This window comes from Streptococcus salivarius (assembly GCF_002094975.1).
GTDB classification, from domain to species: Bacteria; Bacillota; Bacilli; order Lactobacillales; family Streptococcaceae; genus Streptococcus; species Streptococcus salivarius_D.
In genome coordinates this window covers 872,270-890,627 of sequence record NZ_CP015283.1, presented here as the reverse complement: position 1 = coordinate 890,627, position 18,358 = coordinate 872,270, and the positions used below count along the sequence as shown (strand labels likewise).

Below are 18,358 nucleotides of genomic sequence, written 5' to 3'. Positions count from 1 at the left end.
AAGTACATTCCGTTTTTCCTTAGAAAGGAGGTGATCCAGCCGCACCTTCCGATACGGCTACCTTGTTACGACTTCACCCCAATCATCTATCCCACCTTAGGCGGCTGGCTCCAAAAGGTTACCTCACCGACTTCGGGTGTTACAAACTCTCGTGGTGTGACGGGCGGTGTGTACAAGGCCCGGGAACGTATTCACCGCGGCGTGCTGATCCGCGATTACTAGCGATTCCGACTTCATGTAGGCGAGTTGCAGCCTACAATCCGAACTGAGATTGGCTTTAAGAGATTAGCTTGCCGTCACCGACTCGCAACTCGTTGTACCAACCATTGTAGCACGTGTGTAGCCCAGGTCATAAGGGGCATGATGATTTGACGTCATCCCCACCTTCCTCCGGTTTATTACCGGCAGTCTCGCTAGAGTGCCCAACTGAATGATGGCAACTAACAATAGGGGTTGCGCTCGTTGCGGGACTTAACCCAACATCTCACGACACGAGCTGACGACAACCATGCACCACCTGTCACCGATGTACCGAAGTAACTTTCTATCTCTAGAAATAGCATCGGGATGTCAAGACCTGGTAAGGTTCTTCGCGTTGCTTCGAATTAAACCACATGCTCCACCGCTTGTGCGGGCCCCCGTCAATTCCTTTGAGTTTCAACCTTGCGGTCGTACTCCCCAGGCGGAGTGCTTAATGCGTTAGCTGCGGCACTGAATCCCGGAAAGGATCCAACACCTAGCACTCATCGTTTACGGCGTGGACTACCAGGGTATCTAATCCTGTTCGCTCCCCACGCTTTCGAGCCTCAGCGTCAGTTACAGACCAGAGAGCCGCTTTCGCCACCGGTGTTCCTCCATATATCTACGCATTTCACCGCTACACATGGAATTCCACTCTCCCCTTCTGCACTCAAGTTTGACAGTTTCCAAAGCGAACTATGGTTGAGCCACAGCCTTTAACTTCAGACTTATCAAACCGCCTGCGCTCGCTTTACGCCCAATAAATCCGGACAACGCTCGGGACCTACGTATTACCGCGGCTGCTGGCACGTAGTTAGCCGTCCCTTTCTGGTAAGCTACCGTCACAGTGTGAACTTTCCACTCTCACACTCGTTCTTGACTTACAACAGAGCTTTACGATCCGAAAACCTTCTTCACTCACGCGGCGTTGCTCGGTCAGGGTTGCCCCCATTGCCGAAGATTCCCTACTGCTGCCTCCCGTAGGAGTCTGGGCCGTGTCTCAGTCCCAGTGTGGCCGATCACCCTCTCAGGTCGGCTATGTATCGTCGCCTAGGTGAGCCGTTACCTCACCTACTAGCTAATACAACGCAGGTCCATCTTGTAGTGGAGCATTTGCCCCTTTCAAATAAATGACATGAGTCACCCATTGTTATGCGGTATTAGCTATCGTTTCCAATAGTTATCCCCCGCTACAAGGCAGGTTACCTACGCGTTACTCACCCGTTCGCAACTCATCCAAGAAGAGCAAGCTCCTCTCTTCAGCGTTCTACTTGCATGTATTAGGCACGCCGCCAGCGTTCGTCCTGAGCCAGGATCAAACTCTCATTAAAAAATTTAATAATTGTTCGAGCGTTAACTCATTACCGTCGTCTGACGATTTATTCTTGTAAATTGACAGGTTATAATTCTTCTATCATAACCCTGCACTTGGTTTCTTATTCAGTTCTCAAAGGTCTTTGTCTCTCTTAAGACAACTTCTATATTCTAGCAAATCTAGAATAACTTGTCAACACTTTTTTTGAAGTTTTTTTTCACTTCTCGTGTCCGCTGTCTCTCGCGAAACAGCTTATTTATAATATCATCTCTGACCTGTCTTGTCAATAACTTTTTTAAAGTTTTGGAACCTTTTCAAGTTTGTGGCAAGGCAATTAAGACAACTTTTATATCTTATCACCCAAATAAATTCTTGTCAATAGGGTTTTTGAAAAAAATAAAGGAAGCACGTCTCTCAACCTACTTCCTTTATTTTTTAATTATTTAGCTTCAATCAAACCGTAGTTTCCGTCTTCTCGTTTATAGAGAACATTAGTTGTATGATCTTCACTATCTGTATAGATAAAGAAGTCATGACCCAACAACTCCATTTGAAGGATGGCTTCTTCAACATCCATTGGTTTCAACTCAATGTTTTTAGTTCTTACAACTTCAACAGCTGGTGCTTCTTCAACTTGTTCGTTATTAAAATCAGCTGAGAACACTTCTCCTGTTGGAACTTTTTCACGATGCTTACGTGCAATTTTTGTTTTATTTTTACGGATTTGTCTTTCAATCTTATCAACCACCAGGTCAATAGAACCATACATATCTTGCGAAACATCTTCTGCTCTTAGTGTTACAGAACCTGTTGGAATAGTAACCTCTACTTTAGCTGTCTTTTCGCGATAAACCTTAAGATTTACACGTGCATTCAATTCTTGGTCTTCGTTGAAGTATTTTTCAACTTTGCTAAGTTTACTTTCAACATAGTCACGAAGTGCTTCAGTTACTTCGATGTTTTCGCCACGGATACTATATTTAATCATAAAAGACCTCTTTCTCGCTTGTTAGCGTTTTCTTTATCTATATTATATCCTTTTCATGAAAATTTGCAAGGATTTTTATTATCTAGCTAGTGAAAAGGTCAAAACTTCTTTAATACCTATACCTTCTAATAGTTGAACCATCTGATATAAAGTAGATCCTGTTGTATAGATATCATCCACTATAATAATCTTATCTGGTACATCTATACCTTTCTTGAGACAGAAGGCATTATCTTGACTTAAACGCTCCTTGCGTGTTTTCGATGATTGCTTCTCAATATCTCTTTTCTCAAAGATATCCTGATAGGGAATTCCCTCTATCAATCCCTCAACTTGGTTAAATCCTCTTTCTGCCAAGCGTTCTTCCGATAATGGGACCGGCACTATGGTAAAACCTTTCGTCAAAAATGGTTTTAACTTATTTTTTATATCTTTTTGAAATGTTTTTCTAAGACAATAGTCTCCCATAAATTTATAGCGGCTAAAATAATCTTTCATGTTTTCTTCATAGTGATAAATGGCAAGGTGCTTAGGAATATAGCCTTTTTTCATCCAAAGTTTACAATCAATACAGGTATCTCTATGTAACTCCTTATTACAATTTTGACATCTTTCTTTTGAAAGTTTTTTAAACTGATTTTTACAAGATAAGCAGGAGTACTCTTCTCTCTGGTTAAACGTAATCAGGTCTCTTAATTTTGGCACTGATTCAATCCAGTCATTACATAGTAGACACTTCATTGTTAAATCCTCCTTTTTTATTCATAACTTTTATTTCTTCTCGACAACGAAGCATAGATTTGGATAGTCCTTCATGAAAGAAATAAAGCTTTCCTGTCGGTCTATCTGGGGATCTTCCAACTCGACCTCCTATCTGAATAAGACTCGAACTAGTGTATAAGTGATGATTTGCCATGCAAACAAAAACATCTACTTGTGGAAAGGTCACACCACGTTCGAGGATAGTTGTTGTCACTAAGACGGATAGTTCTTTTTCTCGGAACTTCTCTACGACAGTTGAACGCTCCTCACTTTTTGAGGAAACAAAGGCCATTTTTTCGTCTGGAAGATATTTTTGCAGAATGCTAGTAAACTTTTCACCTATCGCTATATTTGGAAAAAAGATTAATAGAGGAAACTTTGATTTACGTTGCTTTTTAATCTGATAAACAAGAGGTCTTGGAAGCTTGCCTCTCATTAGAGATTTTTGTAGTCTTCCCTGCCAGCAGAATTTAGGAAGTACTAAAGGATTTCCATGGAAACGTCTGGCAAGGTGATGCTTTTCTAAAGATCCAAGTCGCACCTGCTCCTCTAAAGATAATGTAGAAGTTGCTGTTAAATAAATATAACGACCGGTTTCCTTCTTTGCCTGCTCCACAGCATGATTTAACATGACATTTCCTACAAAAGGGAATGCATCAACTTCATCAACGATAACTAGGTCAAAGTTCTGGTAAAACTTTAGTAGTTGATGGGTGGTAGCTATTACAATCGGACTACCATCATATGGTTCACTCTCAGCATGAAGCAGAGAAATACTACAAGTAAAATCCCTCTGCATACGTAGAAACAACTCTCGACAAACATCAACCCGAGGACTTGCGATAGCTACACGACCTTTATTTTCAAGAACATAGGCAACGATTTTATAAATCATCTCGGTCTTACCAGCACCAGTCACAGCGTGTACGAGGCTGTCTTTCTGTTTTTGATATGTTTCTAAAAGCTTCTCTGAGACCTCAGCTTGATAGGGAGTCAGTGCTCCTAACCACTTCAAAACAGGAAACTCAATTTCTGATGTTTTTGAAAGAAAATAATAAAGTTCTTTCCCTTCTTGATTTCTACCAAAGACAATACATGCTCTGCAATAATACTGACCTTCCGGTAATTGCCAATCTTCCTCTATCTGACTATAACATCTTTTACATCTAAGTTGTTTATCGACCTTTATCATGCTTTCTAATGTCAAAGCCTCTGAGTGATAGTCCACTAGCAACTGTTCTTTCGTAAATAGTCGTCCATAATATTCTTTAGGTACCATATCTTTCTATTCGAAAATATGTTTGAATTCATCTTTTTATGATAAAATTTTTTTATGGATTACAAAACTATTGCCAACGATGGAATCGTTGAAGAAGAAATAAAAAAATCTCGTTTTATTTGTCACTTGAAACGTATTAGTAGTGAAGAGGAAGGAAGAGAGTACATCGCTCAGATAAAGAAAGAGCATCACAAGGCCAATCACTCTTGCTCTGCAATGATTGTTGGAGATGATGGTCAAATTAAACGTTCGAGTGATGATGGCGAACCTTCTGGAACAGCCGGAGTGCCTATGCTGACTGTTCTAGAAAAACAAGGACTTACTAATGTCGTAGCTGTTGTGACTCGTTATTTTGGAGGAATCAAACTTGGGGCAGGTGGTCTTATCCGCGCTTACTCTGGTAGCGTTGCCCATGCTATTGAAGAAATTGGTCGAGTGGAAGTCAAGGAATTAACAGGACTAACCGTAGAGTTAACCTACTCTCAGTACCAAGTCTTCTCCAACTTCCTTGAAAAAGAAGGACTCCAAGAATTTGATACAACTTTCTTATCAGATGTTTCTACTACTTTATTTGTCGAAGAGTCTGAGATTAAAAGACTCGGTCAGGAACTAACCGAATTCTATCAAGGGAAAGTCACTTATGAAAAATCTGGAAAGAAAATCGTTGAAATTCCTATCTGATAGTCAAACGTTATCACAGTGATAAAGAAGATGTATTTTACAAGTTGAGCCTACCGTCGTATACTTAAAACCATCAATCAAAGATTAAGAGGATTTTAAATATGACAATTTACAACTCAATCACTGAACTTGTTGGAAAAACACCTGTTATTAAACTTAACTCTATTGTTCCAGAAGGATCAGCAGATGTTTACGTTAAACTCGAAGCCTTTAACCCTGGTTCTTCAGTAAAAGACCGTATTGCTCTTCGTATGATTGAAGATGCTGAAAAAGCTGGTACTATTAAACCTGGTGATACCATTGTTGAACCAACTTCAGGTAACACTGGTATTGGTCTCGCTTGGGTTGGTGCTGCTAAAGGCTATAAAGTTGTTATCGTAATGCCTGACACAATGAGTGTTGAACGTCGTAAAATCATCCAAGCTTATGGAGCTGAACTTGTATTGACTCCTGGTAGCGAAGGAATGAAAGGTGCGATTGCTAAAGCTAAAGAAGTTGCTGCTGAACGCAACGGTTGGGTACCACTTCAATTTGCCAACCCATCAAACCCAGCTGTCCACGCGGCTACAACTGGTCAAGAAATCCTTGAAGATTTTGGTGCAGAAGGTTTGGATGCTTTTGTTGCTGGTATCGGTACTGGTGGTACTATTTCAGGTGTTTCAAAAACCCTTAAGGCTGCTAATCCAAATATCAAGGTTTACGGTATTGAAGCTGACGAATCTGCTGTCTTGAATGGTGATAAACCAGGACCACACAAAATCCAAGGTATCTCAACTGGTTTCATTCCTGACACATTGGATACAAAATCATATGACAGTGTTGTGCGTATTCCTTCTGATGAAGCTATCGCAACATCACGTACATTGGGTAGCCAAGAAGGTTTCCTAGCTGGTATCTCATCAGGTGCTGCTATTGCTGCCGCCCTTAAGATTGCTGCTGAACTTGGTGAAGGTAAGAAAGTCTTGACACTCTTGCCTGACAATGGTGAACGCTACCTCTCTACAACACTTTATGATTTTCAAGACTAATAAAAAAGAAGCTGGAACATATGTTCTAGCCTCTTTTTTATTGTATAAAGTTCAAGCCTGTAGTTCATTAATTACTAGAAAAAGCAAGGATTATAATCTCATTTCCACTGAACTGTTCCTACAAACTTTCTATTTTTTAGGATAACTGAAGTCTAAAGAATTTGTTTTATCTTCTTTATTAGTCTAACTCTTTTGCTTCTGTCTCTGCAATTTCAGTAACTGTGAATCCTGCTTCTACAAAAACTTTCTTGAGTTGTTCAATTCCAATCTCTCCTTCAACTTGGAGTTCGACACGAAGTACGGTGTCATTTTTAGGTGCAACAATTGTACGTTCGATGTTGAGATTCTCACTAGCGATAAGGTTCGCAATTTTTTCCAAAACACGTGGAGTATCTGGAACTTCCAACCCAATACGAATTCCAGCTTGACCATAACCAGAAATTTCCAAGAAAGCACGAAAGACATCTTTATCTGTGATAATTCCTGAAATTTGGTCATTGTCCACAACCGGAAGAACTCCAACCTTATTTTGAAGCATGATATAGATTGCATCCTCAAGGCTAGCATATTTGGAAACAGTGAGGACATTCTTAATCATGATATCTCCTACTTTTGTCTTATTAAGGAGATAGTTCATTTCATAAATTGACAAGCTTGTTGCTTTTGATGGTGAAGCCTCTGCCATTGTACCTTCTGTAATAAGCCCAACAAGTTTATCGTGTTCAATTACCGGCAAACGGCGCAATTCTTTATCACGCATAATATCTGCAGCTGCTGCAACTGTTGTTTCTGGTGAGACATAAACCACACGTTTCGTCATAAAATCTTTTACTGCCATGTTTCATTTTCCTCCGAATGATTTCTTACTTGTATTATACCACACTAATTGTAACCGATTGCAATATTTTACTGAAAAATTCGTATTTTACAATCAGTATGAGACGATAGAAAAACGCCCTCGGGCGCTTTTTCTTATCCTCCAAGATAGGCTTTACGAACTTCATCTGATGCAAGAAGTTCTTCACCAGTACCTGAAAGAACCACTTTACCAGTTTCAAGAACGTAACCACGGTCTGCAATTGACAAAGCCTTATTGGCATTTTGCTCAATCAAAAGAACGGTAGTCCCTTGTGCCTTAATATCTTCGATAATATCAAAAATTTCCTGAATAAAGATTGGAGCAAGTCCCATTGAAGGCTCATCCAAAAGCAAAAGTTTTGGACGACTCATAAGGGCACGGCCCATTGCAAGCATTTGTTGTTCACCACCAGAAAGTGTCGCTGCATCCTGATTCTTACGTTCTTCTAGGCGTGGGAAACGTTGGAAGACTTTTTTCAAGAGAGCTGCGTTCTCTTCTTTATTTGTATGAAGGAAAGCTCCCATTTCAAGATTTTCCATTACGGTTAATCCTGCAAATACATGACGTCCCTCAGGTACTTGAGCTAAACCTTCAGCAACAATCTTACGTGCAGGTGTTTTGTGGATCTCATTTCCGAGATAAGAAATGGTTCCCTCAGTTGGACGAACAAGACCTGAGATTGTACGGAGAATTGATGTTTTACCTGCACCGTTAGCACCGATAAGAGTTACAACTTCACCTTCATTAACTTCAAAGCTAACATTTTTAACAGCTTCAATAGATCCATATTTAATTGAGAGATTTTCAACTTTCAACATAGCCATTATGCTTCACCTCCCAAGTAAGCTTCAATAACGCGTTTGTTATTCTTAATTTCATCAGGTGTTCCTTCTGCAATCAAGCGTCCGTATTCCAAAACATAGATACGCTCAGTAACATCCATGACCAAACTCATATCATGTTCAATCAAGATGATTGTAATACCAAAGTCTTTTTGAATTTGACGAATATGAGCAGTCAATTCAGCTGTTTCTTGTGGATTCATACCCGCAGCTGGTTCATCAAGGAAAAGAATTTTTGGTTCTGTTGCAAGTGCACGAACAATTTCCAAATGACGTTGTTGCCCATAAGCTAAGTTTTTCGCAAGCGTATCTGCCTCACCATCCAAGTTGAAGATAGCCAAGAGTTCCATAGCTTTTGCTTTTAACTCTTCTTCACTTGAGTAGTACTTAGGCAAACGCAAAAGAGATGCAAAGAAATTTGAAGGTTGCTTATTTGACAAACCAACAAGAACATTTTCAAGCACAGTCATGTCTTTGAAAAGACGGATATTTTGGAATGTACGTGACAAACCGAGTGAAGCGATTTTATAAGGTGCTTTACCGTTTAGGACTGTACCATCAAGTGTAATCGTTCCTTCACTTGGCTCATAGACACCTGTCAAAAGGTTGAACAAGGTTGTTTTACCAGCACCATTTGGTCCGATAAGCCCAACCAACTCACCTTCATTGAGTTCCATTGAAACATCACCAACGGCAGTCAAACCACCGAAGTTTTTAGTTAGATTTTTAACTTCAAGAAGTGCCATTATTATTTGCCCTCCTTAGATTTATTGAAGAATTTTGAGAGATAGAGTTCTTTTGTTCCAAGAAGTCCACCTGGACGGAAGAGCATTACAAGAATCAAAGCCAAGGCGTAAATAATCATACGAAGGTTTGAAACGTTTTGGAGGAACATGTTGATAATACCAAGAACAACAGCAGCAATAATAGTACCTGTGATAGATCCAAGACCACCAAGAACGGCAATGATAAGGTAATCAATTGATTTCATGATAGTGAAATCTTTTGGCACAACTGTACCGATGTAGCTGACATAAAGTGAACCAGCAATCGCTGAAATCATGGCACCAATAACAAAGATAAGAACCTTCATTTTTGTGACATTAACACCCATTGACTCAGCAGCAATTTCATCTTCACGAAGAGTGATTGCTTGACGTCCAGTTGCTGAACGCAAGAAGTTAAGTACCAAAATTGTAATGATTACCACAAAGAAATAAATTACAGGCCAACTTGTATAAGGAAGGATACCTGTCAAACCAGCAGCACCATTAGTCAATTCACCACCATTAACGATAATGATACGGATGATTTCAGCCATACCAAGAGTTGCAATGGCAAGGTAGTCCCCTTTCAAACGAAGGGTAGGTAGACCAAAGATAAGGGCAACAATAGCTGCGATGATGACACCGACAACCATTGAGAGGTAGAAACCGTCATATGTTGGCATCATACCAGTAATGATAGCTGATGAATAGGCACCAATTGCCATGAAACCAGCTTGTCCAAGTGTAAATTGCCCTGAGAAACCAAGAACCAGATTAGTACCAAGTCCCATAAGGATTGAGATCCCAATTCCCATTAAGATTTGGATGTAGTAAAGGTTCATGATACCTGAAAGTTCAAGACCTTTCAAGATAAGGAAGAGCCCAATGATAAGACCAAACCAAATAAGGTTTACTTTTAGATTTTTCTTCATGTCTTACACCTTCTCTTTCACATTTTTACCGAGGATACCCGCTGGGCGAACCAAAAGGATAACGATCAAGACACCATAAACGATGGCATCACGGTAACTTGACAAACCAATTGCAGTTGATAATGTCTCCAAAATACCGATAACAAACCCACCAAGTGCTGCACCAGGGATAATACCGATACCACCAAGAACGGCAGCTACAAAGGCTTTAATACCTGGCGTCATACCCATAAGAGGTTCGATAGAGTTATAGTAAAGACCAATAAGGACACCCGCTGCCCCTGCTAGTGATGATCCAAGAGCAAAAGTGAAGCTGATAGTGTTATTAACATTAATACCCATCAATTCAGCTGCATCACTGTCTACAGATACGGCACGCATAGCTTTACCCATCTTAGTCTTTTTAACAATCAATTGAAGAGCAACCATAAGGACAAGGGCAACTACCAAGATAAGCAATTGTACATTTGTTACAGAGATTGATCCAAGATGATAAGTCTTAATCGCAATCTTTTGAGGGAATGAACGTGTATCTGCACCTACAAAGAGAACCATGATGTACTCAAGGAAGAATGAGACACCGATAGCCGTAATCAAGGCAGAAATACGTGTCGAATTACGGAGTGGGCGATAAGCCAAGAACTCAATGACAACCCCTAAAATCGCACAGACAAGCATAGCAAAGACAAGGGCAACCCAGAAATTCATTCCAAGGCTATTAATCGCATAGTAACCAACGAAGGCACCCATCATATAGATGTCTCCATGGGCAAAGTTAATCAATTTGATAATCCCATAAACCATGGTATATCCAAGGGCAAGTAAGGCATAGATACTACCCAAGATGATACCATTGACTAGTTGTTGGGGAAGTTGTTCAAAAAACATATTTAACCAAACTTTCTAGTTCATTTTTAGTATAGATAACAGATTATTTTTCAATTTCAACGGCTTCCGCTGAAACCTCTTCACCATTATCTCTTTTAACCATAAGAGCTGCTTTAATAGGGTTATGATCCTTATCAATCGTCATTTTACCTGTAACCCCGACAAAGTTTTTCAAATGTGCTAAGTTATCAGCAATATCAACTGATGTTTTCGCATCTTTTGATGCTTCTGCAATCATATAAACAGAATCGTAAGCTAGAGCAGCAAACATATTTGGGTCAGTGTTGTAAGCTTTCTTATATGCTTCGATGAATCCTGATGCCTTGTCAGAAAGGGCAACATTTGTTGAATATCCTGATACATAGTAGACGTTTGAAGCATTCTTTTTACCTGCAAGCTCAGTAAATTTCGCATCACTGAATCCGTCAGGTCCAAGGATTGGTTTATCAATTCCAAGGTCACGTGCTTGTTTTGTAATAATACCAGTCTCAGTATAGTAACCTGGCATTACAATAGCATCATAATCAAGGTCTTTAAATTTAGTCAAGGCTGACTGATAGTCCTTGTCCCCTGAAGCAAAGGTAGCTTCAGTAACGATTTGACCTTTATATTCACGCTTAAATTCATCCGCAATACCTTTGGCATAATCTGAAGCATTATCATAGTAGAGAACTACTTTCTTAGCATTCAAATTATTGTAAGAATAAGCTGCCAAAACTTTACCTTGGTAACTATCCTTGAAGGTTGTACGGAAAACGAATTTCTTCGTACCATTAGCATCTACCGTAAGGTCATCCTGCGTACCTGAAGGTGTCAGCAAAGGAACCCCTGTTTTTTGTGATACGAGGCTAGCCGCAGCAACAGCACCTGATGTCGCTGGACCAACGATAGCATTTACATTATTCTGAATAGCCAAGTTCGTTGAAGATGTTGAAGCTTCAGCATTTTCAGATTTATTATCTTTTGTGACAAGCTCAAGCTTTTTGCCATCGACGCCACCAGCTTTGTTAATTTCGTCAACAGCCAACTTAATACCATTCTGCTCCGCCTTACCATAGGCTGCAACGGCACCTGTCAACTCCATGTTAACACCAATTTTGATTGTATCGCCAATCTTAGTACCATTGGCATTAGCAGTCACATCTGGTGACTTGCCACAGGCAACCAAGAAAACGGAAGCAAAAAAGGCTAACACAATAAGTGTGATCTTTTTAGACATAAGATTTCTCCTTAATATTTTCTTAAAAAAGTCCATCTTATAGCTTACAGAATTATCAGACAATTGTCAACTACACAAAACTAAGCTTTAGCGACAGTAATCGTTTCCATTACTTTAAGAATAACTCTTTAAAAAGAAAAAAACTTTTCTCTCATTAAAGAGAAAAGTTCTTAAACGGTTCAGGGACTGAGGTGTCGTAACGTTCCAGACTACCTACAAAGTCCATATCAATATCAGAATAGTAGGAAGGCAGAACTTTTTTCACTGCTTTCATTCCATCGAGCTCTTTCAAAATATCCTCGACCTTGTCCTCATCTACATAAAGGTGCACATAACGCATCTTATAAGAATGGTAGACAACATCTCCAAACTTGGCAATTTTACGTAAGTCTCTATTGTAATATAAATAAACAATAATGCCTTGACGCTTAATCATGACTCATCTTCTCCTTTATGTTAGTGTCTCCCTTTTTATGATGTGGTTTATGAGGGGCAAGAGGTAGGCCAGTATCAATAAAAATCTGGTCTGAAACGGCTTGGGCAATCTCCTCACCAAGATTGGCTAAAATAGTCTGTAAATCGAACTCTGCCTGACGATAGCCAATAACCACCTCGTTTAAATCAATTTGGCGCTTCATTCGCAAAACCTGACGTTTCAACTCTCTCACATCTGGTCTAAAAGCCTCATACGCCTTAGCAGCATCATAGCTATCTTTTAATTCTTGAAATGCAAAGAGTTGCTCTTGAAGTCCTCTGTCATTTTCGAATTTCTGGCGTTTCAAACGATAATTCTCTACCTCAGGTAGCTTTAGAAAATACGAAACAAGACACTCTATAGCTTGATCAATCACAAGCAACTCCTCATTGATTATTAACATGTTTTCTATTATAACACAAAAAGCCAGATGAAACGGTCCTTATACAACCGATTTGCATCTGACTTTTGTTTAAGACAAGCTCAGTTTATTTTAATTGGTTATTAGCCATGATTTCATCGATGAAACCATATTCAAGCGTTTCTTGAGCACTCATCCAATTGTCACGTTCAGCGTCTACATGAACTTTTTCAATTGGTTGTCCAGAATTATCTGCCAAGATTTGCTCCAAATTATTACGTGTCTTGAGCAAGTGTTCAGCTGCGATAGCCATGTCTGTTTGTTGCGTACCGCCACCAGTACCGCCCATTGGTTGGTGAATCATGTACTCTGCATTTGGCAACATGAAACGTTTACCTTTGGTACCGCTGGAAGCGATAACTGTTCCCATAGATGCTGCCATCCCCATAACGATAGTCTGAACATCAGACTTGATGAAGTTCATTGTATCAACAATGGCAAGACCAGCCGAAACGGATCCACCTGGTGTATTAACATAAAGATAGATATCTTTTGTATTGTCTTGAGCATCCAAAAACAAGAGTTGGGCAATAATTGAGTTTGCCATATTATCTTCAACAGGACCTGTTAACATGATGATACGATCCTTGAGCAAACGTGAGTAAATATCATAAGAACGCTCACCGCGTGATGTTTGTTCAATTACTACAGGAATCATATGAATCCTCCTTTTAATATTGTCTTGATGCTATTATATGATTTTAGTCAAATTAGGTCAAATAAAAAACATCATTCTTAGCACTCTTTTGGAAAGAGTGCTAACCCCCCCTAAAATAATTTCACTTTAAACTTATTAATCTAGTAAAAAAAGGGAAATTTTCCCTTTTCAACTTATTTTGTACCAAAGAGACGGTCACCTGCATCTCCAAGACCTGGAACAATATAACCGTTTTCATTAAGTTTCTCATCCAAAGATGCTGTGTAGATATCGATATCTGGGTGAGCATCTTGCAATTTTTTGACACCTTCTGGTGCTGCAACCAAGCAAACAAACTTGATATTAGCAGCGCCACGTTTTTTAAGTGAGTCTACTGCCAAGATTGCTGAACCACCAGTCGCAAGCATTGGGTCTACTACAAAGATCTGACGTTGATCAATGTCTTCTGGTAATTTAACCAAGTACTCAACCGGCTCAAGAGTTTCCTCATCACGATACATACCAATATGACCAACTTTAGCTGCTGGTACAAGGCTAAGAAAACCATCGACCATACCAATACCCGCACGAAGGATTGGAACAATCGCTAATTTCTTACCAGAAAGTTGTTTTTGTACTGTTTTGGTAATTGGTGTTTGAATTTCAACCTCTTCGAGAGGAAGGTCACGAGATACTTCGTAACCCATAAGCATAGCAATTTCATTAACTAGCTCACGGAAGTCCTTAGTAGAAGTATCCTCACGACGGAGGATTGAAAGTTTATGTTGAATCAGTGGATGTGAAATAACTTGAAATTTACCCATAATAGTTTCTTCCTTTGCTTTATACTCACTCCATTATATCAAAAAGGCAAAAAAAACGCTTGCTTTTCTGCAAACGTTTTTGAAAAGGATTATTTTTTAGGTAAATGAATCTTTCCTGTGACCAAACCATAGCCAAGAAGAGCTAGACTAGCAATTGCTGCAAAGATAGTCGCCAAGATTGAAAGAATGTTGCTGTTTGAACCTTCTGAATCACTTGGTGTCTTAGGAGTCGTAGCAAGTTTGGCAGCAACTTTAGTATTGTTGCCTTTACTTGACTCATCAGACTTAGTTACTTCATTAGCTTTATCAACTCCGTGAGACTGAACTTTTTCTTCAGACTTAACTGGTTTTGGAGCTTCTGTTTCAGTCACAGACTCTTCTTTAACAGTATTCGTTGGAACAGTTGGTCCAGTTGCTACAATAGTCTTTGGTACTGGTGTCGCAATCTCTGCGGCTTGAGCTACTGGACGACGATCACCCACAGAATCTCCTGTCGAAGGTTTCACAGGGACCGCTACATGATGATCATTTGAAGAATTGTTATCATTAGAGTGGTCTCCATAATATGGGAAAGGAGTACGAGCTGGAGAATCCGGATTCGTAGGATTTGTTGGTTTATCTTCTTTATCAGCTGATGGTTGATTATTGTCCGCTGGTTTAGAAGTGCCTGGTTTATTAGTCTTATCATCAACAGAATGGTTACCTTCTGTTGGACTTACTGGTGTTTCTGGCTTATCTGCCTTCTTGTCTTTACCATCTTTAACAGTTACAGTCAAGACACCGTGAGCTTCAGAAACGCCTGTTGAACCATCAACTGTAGGATAAGTATGTGGTTTAAGACCATAACCCGATACCGCATAATAATCTACATTAAAGTCCTCGTTTGGCAATTTAGCACTGTTTTGATCGCCTACGTGTACCAAGCTTTCACTAGATTTATCCCAAATCCAGTCACCTTGATTCGTCATCTTAGGAAGAACTTCTGTAGTATCATCTGCATTCATCTTGATAAGGAAGCTTGGAGCCCATGTTGATTTATTCTCAGCACCGGCAATTCCACCACGGTTAGTCATGTAAGAAGTTACCAAAAGAGTATCTGATGAGCCTTCAACAGGAACCGCATAGTAAGAATAGGTAGATGTACGCCAGTCAGCTGGTACAGAGGCTGTCAAGACCACACCTGAGCCATTAAGTGGACGATATTTTCCTCGGAGGCTGTCTGATACGAATCCAAGCATGACAACGTCATCACCGACAGCTTCACGCGCTGCTACAGTACCTTCAGCATCCGTAGATTTGTTGATACGTGAAGCAGTGAAGAGGTAATACTTGCCACCCATCTTAACAACACTTGGACGTTCTACTTCATCAGTAACCATGTGGCTAGTGACAAGCGGTGTGTAAAGTTCAGCTACAGATGGATTTTTCTCATTATCATCAAGTTTCAAGATACCGATAGAACCATTTGCCCATGATGCAAGGTTGTAAAGGTGTTTATTATTAACAATATTGAGGAATGACTTAAGGTTAAAGGCGTCATCTCCTCCATAGTTTGACCATTTGTAAATTTGTTTTTCGCCTTGGTAGTTTTCGTCACCTGTATTTGATTCAAAAATAAGGTAACGGCTACCGTTATCTTCAATGATGTGTGGGTCACGAAGACAGTAGTTATCCGTACGGTCTGGATTACCATCATGGTTATGGTCATCATCAAAAGTACTCATAAATTTAGGATAGCTTTGATAGTGATAATTATCTCCACCAAAGAGAATGTGGTCATTTTCAACTGACTTGATAACAACTTCGTCGTTTTCAACAGCCAAGTTAAGTGTAGCACTAGCCAATTGTTGCCAGTTTAATTTACCACCACTAGTATCATTCTTAGTGTAATAAAGTTGGATACTACCATCAGAGTTAACAGTCGCTGAACCTGACCATTGTTGGTCATCTTCAAGGGCATTGTAACCAAAGATTGGACCCGCATTTTTCCAATGAGTAAAGTCATTATCCCCATATTTTCTATAGAGCAAGTAAATGTGGTTTGAATTTTTATTTGGTGCACCGGCCATTGAGATAACCAACTGGTAACCATTCCAGTTGCTAACTACACCTGACTTAGCATCTTGGACTGGCCAAGAATCCCAAACGTCGATTTCTTCTTTTTTCATCGTTTGGGCATCAACAGTGTTGAAGGCAGGCATATTGATGATTGTATCTGCTTTAAAGTAAGGAACTGCCAATTTGCTGTCTTGCTTCAAGAAGCTAGCAACGATATCTTTCAAGTTACGGTAAGTCAAGCTAGTACCTGTACCCTTGATAGCATCATCACTAAAGTCAACTTTATTAAGTGCTTTAATTTCTTCCTCAGTCAAGGCAACGATTTGATCTGAGGTCATATTCTCTTCAACAATAGACTTGATACGACCATTAAGTTTACTAAGGTTGGCATTAGCCGCGCTGTTTTCAGAAACTTTAAGGTCTACTTCAGTGTGTGTATCAGCTGCTTCTGAGCTTGCTGTTGAAGTTGGTGCTTCTACTGCAGCCTCTGATGTATGAGCCGGAGCAGAAACTGCAGCAACAGTCGCTGAAGGTGTTGTTGCATCTGATGAAGATGTCACTACTGTGCTAGACGCCTTTTCTTCAACTACTGATGGAGTTGTGTTGCTTGGTTGTGTCTCTGTAACTGGTTTAGTTGCAACCTCTGAATGTGCAACTGAAGATTCAACTGCTTCTGAAGTTGCCACACTTGTTGCTGTTTCACTGGCTACCGTTAGAGATGCTGTGCTTGTTTCTGGTGTTGCTGTCGCAGTAGCTACCGCTGGTGCTGTTTCTGTAACTTGATCAGCTTTTACCTGAGTGGCACCCAAAAACGCCAAGGTACCAACGAGTGCTGATGTTGCCCCTACTGTGGCTACCTTACGGATGCTATAACGCATCTTTTTGCACTCTGCTTGCTTTGGTGCTACTGTATTTGACTGTGAATTAACTGTAATATCCATATAAACTCTCCTTTTAGGTTTTTACATGTTCCATTCTATCATTTTTTTATCTAAATTCCAATCTTTTTTTAATGACAAATTGATATTTTTTGTAAAAAACTATTTTTCCCTAATTGTCAAGTCAAGTGCAACAAAGATGTTCCTCTGATTAAGTGAGTATCTTTCAAGCTGTTTGAGTTAGCTCAAACAGCTTTTTTGCGGACTGATAGCCATGAATTCGTCTAGGTCTTTCATTGATAGCCTTTGTATAGTCCTCTAAAAGATTCTGATTTAGTTCTTTTAACGAACACCCCTTCGGAATGAACTCTCTTAGTAGTCCATTGAAATTCTCATTTGTACCTCGTTCATAAGATGAATAGGCATGTGCAAAATAAACATCTAATCCCTCTATCTTACTCAATGATGAAAATTCGTTTCCATTATCTGCAGTTATGGACTTAATGGGATAAAGTTTCATACACTCTAAGACTGCTTGATTGACATACTCTGCTTTCTTTTCCACGAGTTTCTTTGTGACAGCATAGCGTGTTTGTCGTTCTACCAAGGTTAGAATAGAAGGTTCTCCTATTGTCTTTCCACCCAGAACAGAATCGATTTCCCAATCTCCAAAACGGGAACGATTATTGATTTCTTCTGGCCTTTCTTCAATTGACTTTCCTAGATGTTTCTTGGTAGAGGGGCGCTTGGTAAATTTCTTACGGATCCGCACTGCTCTTGGCAAATCAATGACCTTAATCTCTAACAATCCTTGATGGATATAGTTATAGAGCGTCTTGGTTGAAGGAACAACTGCATCTACATGTTGGAGTCTATAGGTATGAACAAAGGTATCCACGCTATGCACCCTTGGTTTCTCTCTCATTGCTTCTGTAAATGCTCTCAGAAAGTCATCCGATACGGAATCCAGTTTCAAATAATAGCTGGCTTCTCTAGCATGACGATAACGGTTATGAGCAGCATCTGCATAATAGTGTTGGTAATAGACCTTTTGCCCATTTACTTTTTTCACTTGTGTTATGGAACCACGATTAATTTCACGAGTAATAGTAGAGCGATTTCTCCCTAGTCTACGAGCAATCTCAGCAGGTTTGAGTCCTACGCTTAAATAAGCTTCAATTTCCCCTCGCTCAGCTTCAGATAAGTGCTTGTATGATTGATTTGTGGTAGAATAATTAGTGGACATGTTCATCTTCCTTTATACT

At 39.8% G+C, this 18,358-nt stretch carries 17 protein-coding genes and 1 rRNA gene; 2 read left to right on the top strand and 16 right to left on the bottom strand.

Features of this window, described 5'->3' with window-relative positions; translation table 11 throughout:
• Positions 1-23 precede the first annotated feature (23 nt).
• The 4 genes from V471_RS04630 to V471_RS04615 form a co-directional block, all read right to left on the bottom strand.
• A 16S ribosomal RNA gene (locus V471_RS04630) occupies positions 24-1,571 on the bottom strand.
• Positions 1,572-1,994: 423 nt separating this feature from the next.
• Complete coding sequence (gene hpf, locus V471_RS04625) at positions 1,995-2,543, bottom strand: ribosome hibernation-promoting factor, HPF/YfiA family (protein ID WP_002883786.1); 549 nt, start codon at positions 2,541-2,543, stop codon at positions 1,995-1,997.
• 78 nt (positions 2,544-2,621) lie between these two features.
• Positions 2,622-3,284: a ComF family protein gene (locus V471_RS04620; RefSeq protein ID WP_045001926.1), complete on the bottom strand. Its 663-nt coding sequence runs from the start codon at positions 3,282-3,284 to the stop codon at positions 2,622-2,624.
• Entirely contained in the window at positions 3,265-4,584 is a 1,320-nt protein-coding gene (locus V471_RS04615; RefSeq protein ID WP_084871141.1) for a DEAD/DEAH box helicase, read from the bottom strand. Before V471_RS04615 ends, V471_RS04620 begins: the two co-directional genes overlap by 20 nt.
• 54 nt (positions 4,585-4,638) lie before the next feature.
• On the opposite strand from V471_RS04615, the gene V471_RS04610 reads away from it, so the two are divergent.
• Both V471_RS04610 and cysK read left to right on the top strand, forming a co-directional pair.
• Positions 4,639-5,265 carry a YigZ family protein gene (locus V471_RS04610; RefSeq protein ID WP_070849380.1) on the top strand — a complete coding sequence of 209 codons (627 nt, stop codon included), beginning with the start codon at positions 4,639-4,641 and terminating at the stop codon, positions 5,263-5,265.
• 101 nt (positions 5,266-5,366) lie between these two features.
• A complete protein-coding gene (gene cysK, locus V471_RS04605) occupies positions 5,367-6,293 on the top strand; it encodes a cysteine synthase A (RefSeq protein ID WP_070849377.1) in 927 nt (308 codons plus the stop codon).
• Positions 6,294-6,471: 178 nt separating this feature from the next.
• Here the strand turns inward: cysK and V471_RS04600 are convergent, their stop codons facing one another.
• The 12 genes from V471_RS04600 to V471_RS04545 all read right to left on the bottom strand — a co-directional run bounded on the left by V471_RS04600 (position 6,472) and on the right by V471_RS04545 (position 18,339).
• Positions 6,472-7,131, bottom strand: coding sequence for a CBS and ACT domain-containing protein (locus V471_RS04600; RefSeq protein ID WP_070849374.1), 660 nt, complete (start codon positions 7,129-7,131; stop codon positions 6,472-6,474).
• A 134-nt stretch (positions 7,132-7,265) separates the two neighbouring features.
• On the bottom strand, positions 7,266-7,976 hold the full coding sequence (locus V471_RS04595) for an ABC transporter ATP-binding protein (protein ID WP_013990087.1): 711 nt from the start codon (positions 7,974-7,976) through the stop codon (positions 7,266-7,268).
• Positions 7,976-8,740 (bottom strand): ABC transporter ATP-binding protein, encoded by a 765-nt coding sequence (locus V471_RS04590; RefSeq protein ID WP_045771733.1) that lies wholly within the window; start codon positions 8,738-8,740, stop codon positions 7,976-7,978. Before V471_RS04590 ends, V471_RS04595 begins: the two co-directional genes overlap by 1 nt.
• Positions 8,741-8,742: 2 nt before the next feature.
• Positions 8,743-9,693: a branched-chain amino acid ABC transporter permease gene (locus V471_RS04585; RefSeq protein WP_002883720.1), complete on the bottom strand. Its 951-nt coding sequence runs from the start codon at positions 9,691-9,693 to the stop codon at positions 8,743-8,745.
• Positions 9,694-9,696: 3 nt separating this feature from the next.
• On the bottom strand, positions 9,697-10,581 hold the full coding sequence (locus V471_RS04580; protein WP_002883743.1) for a branched-chain amino acid ABC transporter permease: 885 nt from the start codon (positions 10,579-10,581) through the stop codon (positions 9,697-9,699).
• A gap of 43 nt (positions 10,582-10,624) precedes the next feature.
• Positions 10,625-11,800, bottom strand: coding sequence for an ABC transporter substrate-binding protein (locus tag V471_RS04575; protein WP_045771732.1), 1,176 nt, complete (start codon positions 11,798-11,800; stop codon positions 10,625-10,627).
• A gap of 154 nt (positions 11,801-11,954) precedes the next feature.
• Positions 11,955-12,236 (bottom strand): YlbG family protein, encoded by a 282-nt coding sequence (locus V471_RS04570; RefSeq protein WP_002890011.1) that lies wholly within the window; start codon positions 12,234-12,236, stop codon positions 11,955-11,957.
• Positions 12,229-12,678 (bottom strand): YlbF/YmcA family competence regulator, encoded by a 450-nt coding sequence (locus tag V471_RS04565; RefSeq protein WP_014633576.1) that lies wholly within the window; start codon positions 12,676-12,678, stop codon positions 12,229-12,231. The genes V471_RS04570 and V471_RS04565 overlap by 8 nt, the downstream gene beginning before the upstream one ends.
• 85 nt (positions 12,679-12,763) lie before the next feature.
• Entirely contained in the window at positions 12,764-13,354 is a 591-nt protein-coding gene (clpP, locus tag V471_RS04560) for an ATP-dependent Clp protease proteolytic subunit ClpP (RefSeq protein ID WP_002886628.1), read from the bottom strand.
• 173 nt (positions 13,355-13,527) lie between these two features.
• The gene (gene upp, locus V471_RS04555; protein WP_002883819.1) at positions 13,528-14,157 is read right to left on the bottom strand and encodes a uracil phosphoribosyltransferase; all 630 of its coding nucleotides are present in this window, start codon (positions 14,155-14,157) and stop codon (positions 13,528-13,530) included.
• Between the two features lie 89 nt (positions 14,158-14,246).
• Positions 14,247-17,156, bottom strand: a complete 2,910-nt coding sequence (locus tag V471_RS04550; RefSeq protein ID WP_045771731.1) for a glycoside hydrolase family 68 protein — start codon at positions 17,154-17,156, stop codon at positions 14,247-14,249.
• Positions 17,157-17,319: 163 nt separating this feature from the next.
• Positions 17,320-18,339, bottom strand: coding sequence for an IS30-like element IS1139 family transposase (locus V471_RS04545; protein ID WP_171021848.1), 1,020 nt, complete (start codon positions 18,337-18,339; stop codon positions 17,320-17,322).
• Positions 18,340-18,358 lie beyond the last annotated feature (19 nt).

Bases quoted from the DNA above. Each gene is read 5' to 3' on its own strand.
- V471_RS04610 (WP_070849380.1), top strand. From the start codon at position 4,639: ATGGATTACAAAACTATTGCCAACGATGGAATCGTTGAAGAAGAAATA.
- V471_RS04550 (WP_045771731.1), bottom strand. From the start codon at position 17,156: ATGGATATTACAGTTAATTCACAGTCAAATACAGTAGCACCAAAGCAA.
- V471_RS04570 (WP_002890011.1), bottom strand. From the start codon at position 12,236: ATGATTAAGCGTCAAGGCATTATTGTTTATTTATATTACAATAGAGAC.
- V471_RS04620 (WP_045001926.1), bottom strand. From the start codon at position 3,284: ATGAAGTGTCTACTATGTAATGACTGGATTGAATCAGTGCCAAAATTA.
- V471_RS04580 (WP_002883743.1), bottom strand. From the start codon at position 10,581: ATGTTTTTTGAACAACTTCCCCAACAACTAGTCAATGGTATCATCTTG.
- upp (WP_002883819.1), bottom strand. From the start codon at position 14,157: ATGGGTAAATTTCAAGTTATTTCACATCCACTGATTCAACATAAACTT.
- V471_RS04590 (WP_045771733.1), bottom strand. From the start codon at position 8,740: ATGGCACTTCTTGAAGTTAAAAATCTAACTAAAAACTTCGGTGGTTTG.
- V471_RS04565 (WP_014633576.1), bottom strand. From the start codon at position 12,678: ATGTTAATAATCAATGAGGAGTTGCTTGTGATTGATCAAGCTATAGAG.
- V471_RS04615 (WP_084871141.1), bottom strand. From the start codon at position 4,584: ATGGTACCTAAAGAATATTATGGACGACTATTTACGAAAGAACAGTTG.
- V471_RS04545 (WP_171021848.1), bottom strand. From the start codon at position 18,339: ATGTCCACTAATTATTCTACCACAAATCAATCATACAAGCACTTATCT.
- cysK (WP_070849377.1), top strand. From the start codon at position 5,367: ATGACAATTTACAACTCAATCACTGAACTTGTTGGAAAAACACCTGTT.
- hpf (WP_002883786.1), bottom strand. From the start codon at position 2,543: ATGATTAAATATAGTATCCGTGGCGAAAACATCGAAGTAACTGAAGCA.
- V471_RS04575 (WP_045771732.1), bottom strand. From the start codon at position 11,800: ATGTCTAAAAAGATCACACTTATTGTGTTAGCCTTTTTTGCTTCCGTT.
- V471_RS04595 (WP_013990087.1), bottom strand. From the start codon at position 7,976: ATGGCTATGTTGAAAGTTGAAAATCTCTCAATTAAATATGGATCTATT.
- V471_RS04600 (WP_070849374.1), bottom strand. From the start codon at position 7,131: ATGGCAGTAAAAGATTTTATGACGAAACGTGTGGTTTATGTCTCACCA.
- V471_RS04585 (WP_002883720.1), bottom strand. From the start codon at position 9,693: ATGAAGAAAAATCTAAAAGTAAACCTTATTTGGTTTGGTCTTATCATT.
- clpP (WP_002886628.1), bottom strand. From the start codon at position 13,354: ATGATTCCTGTAGTAATTGAACAAACATCACGCGGTGAGCGTTCTTAT.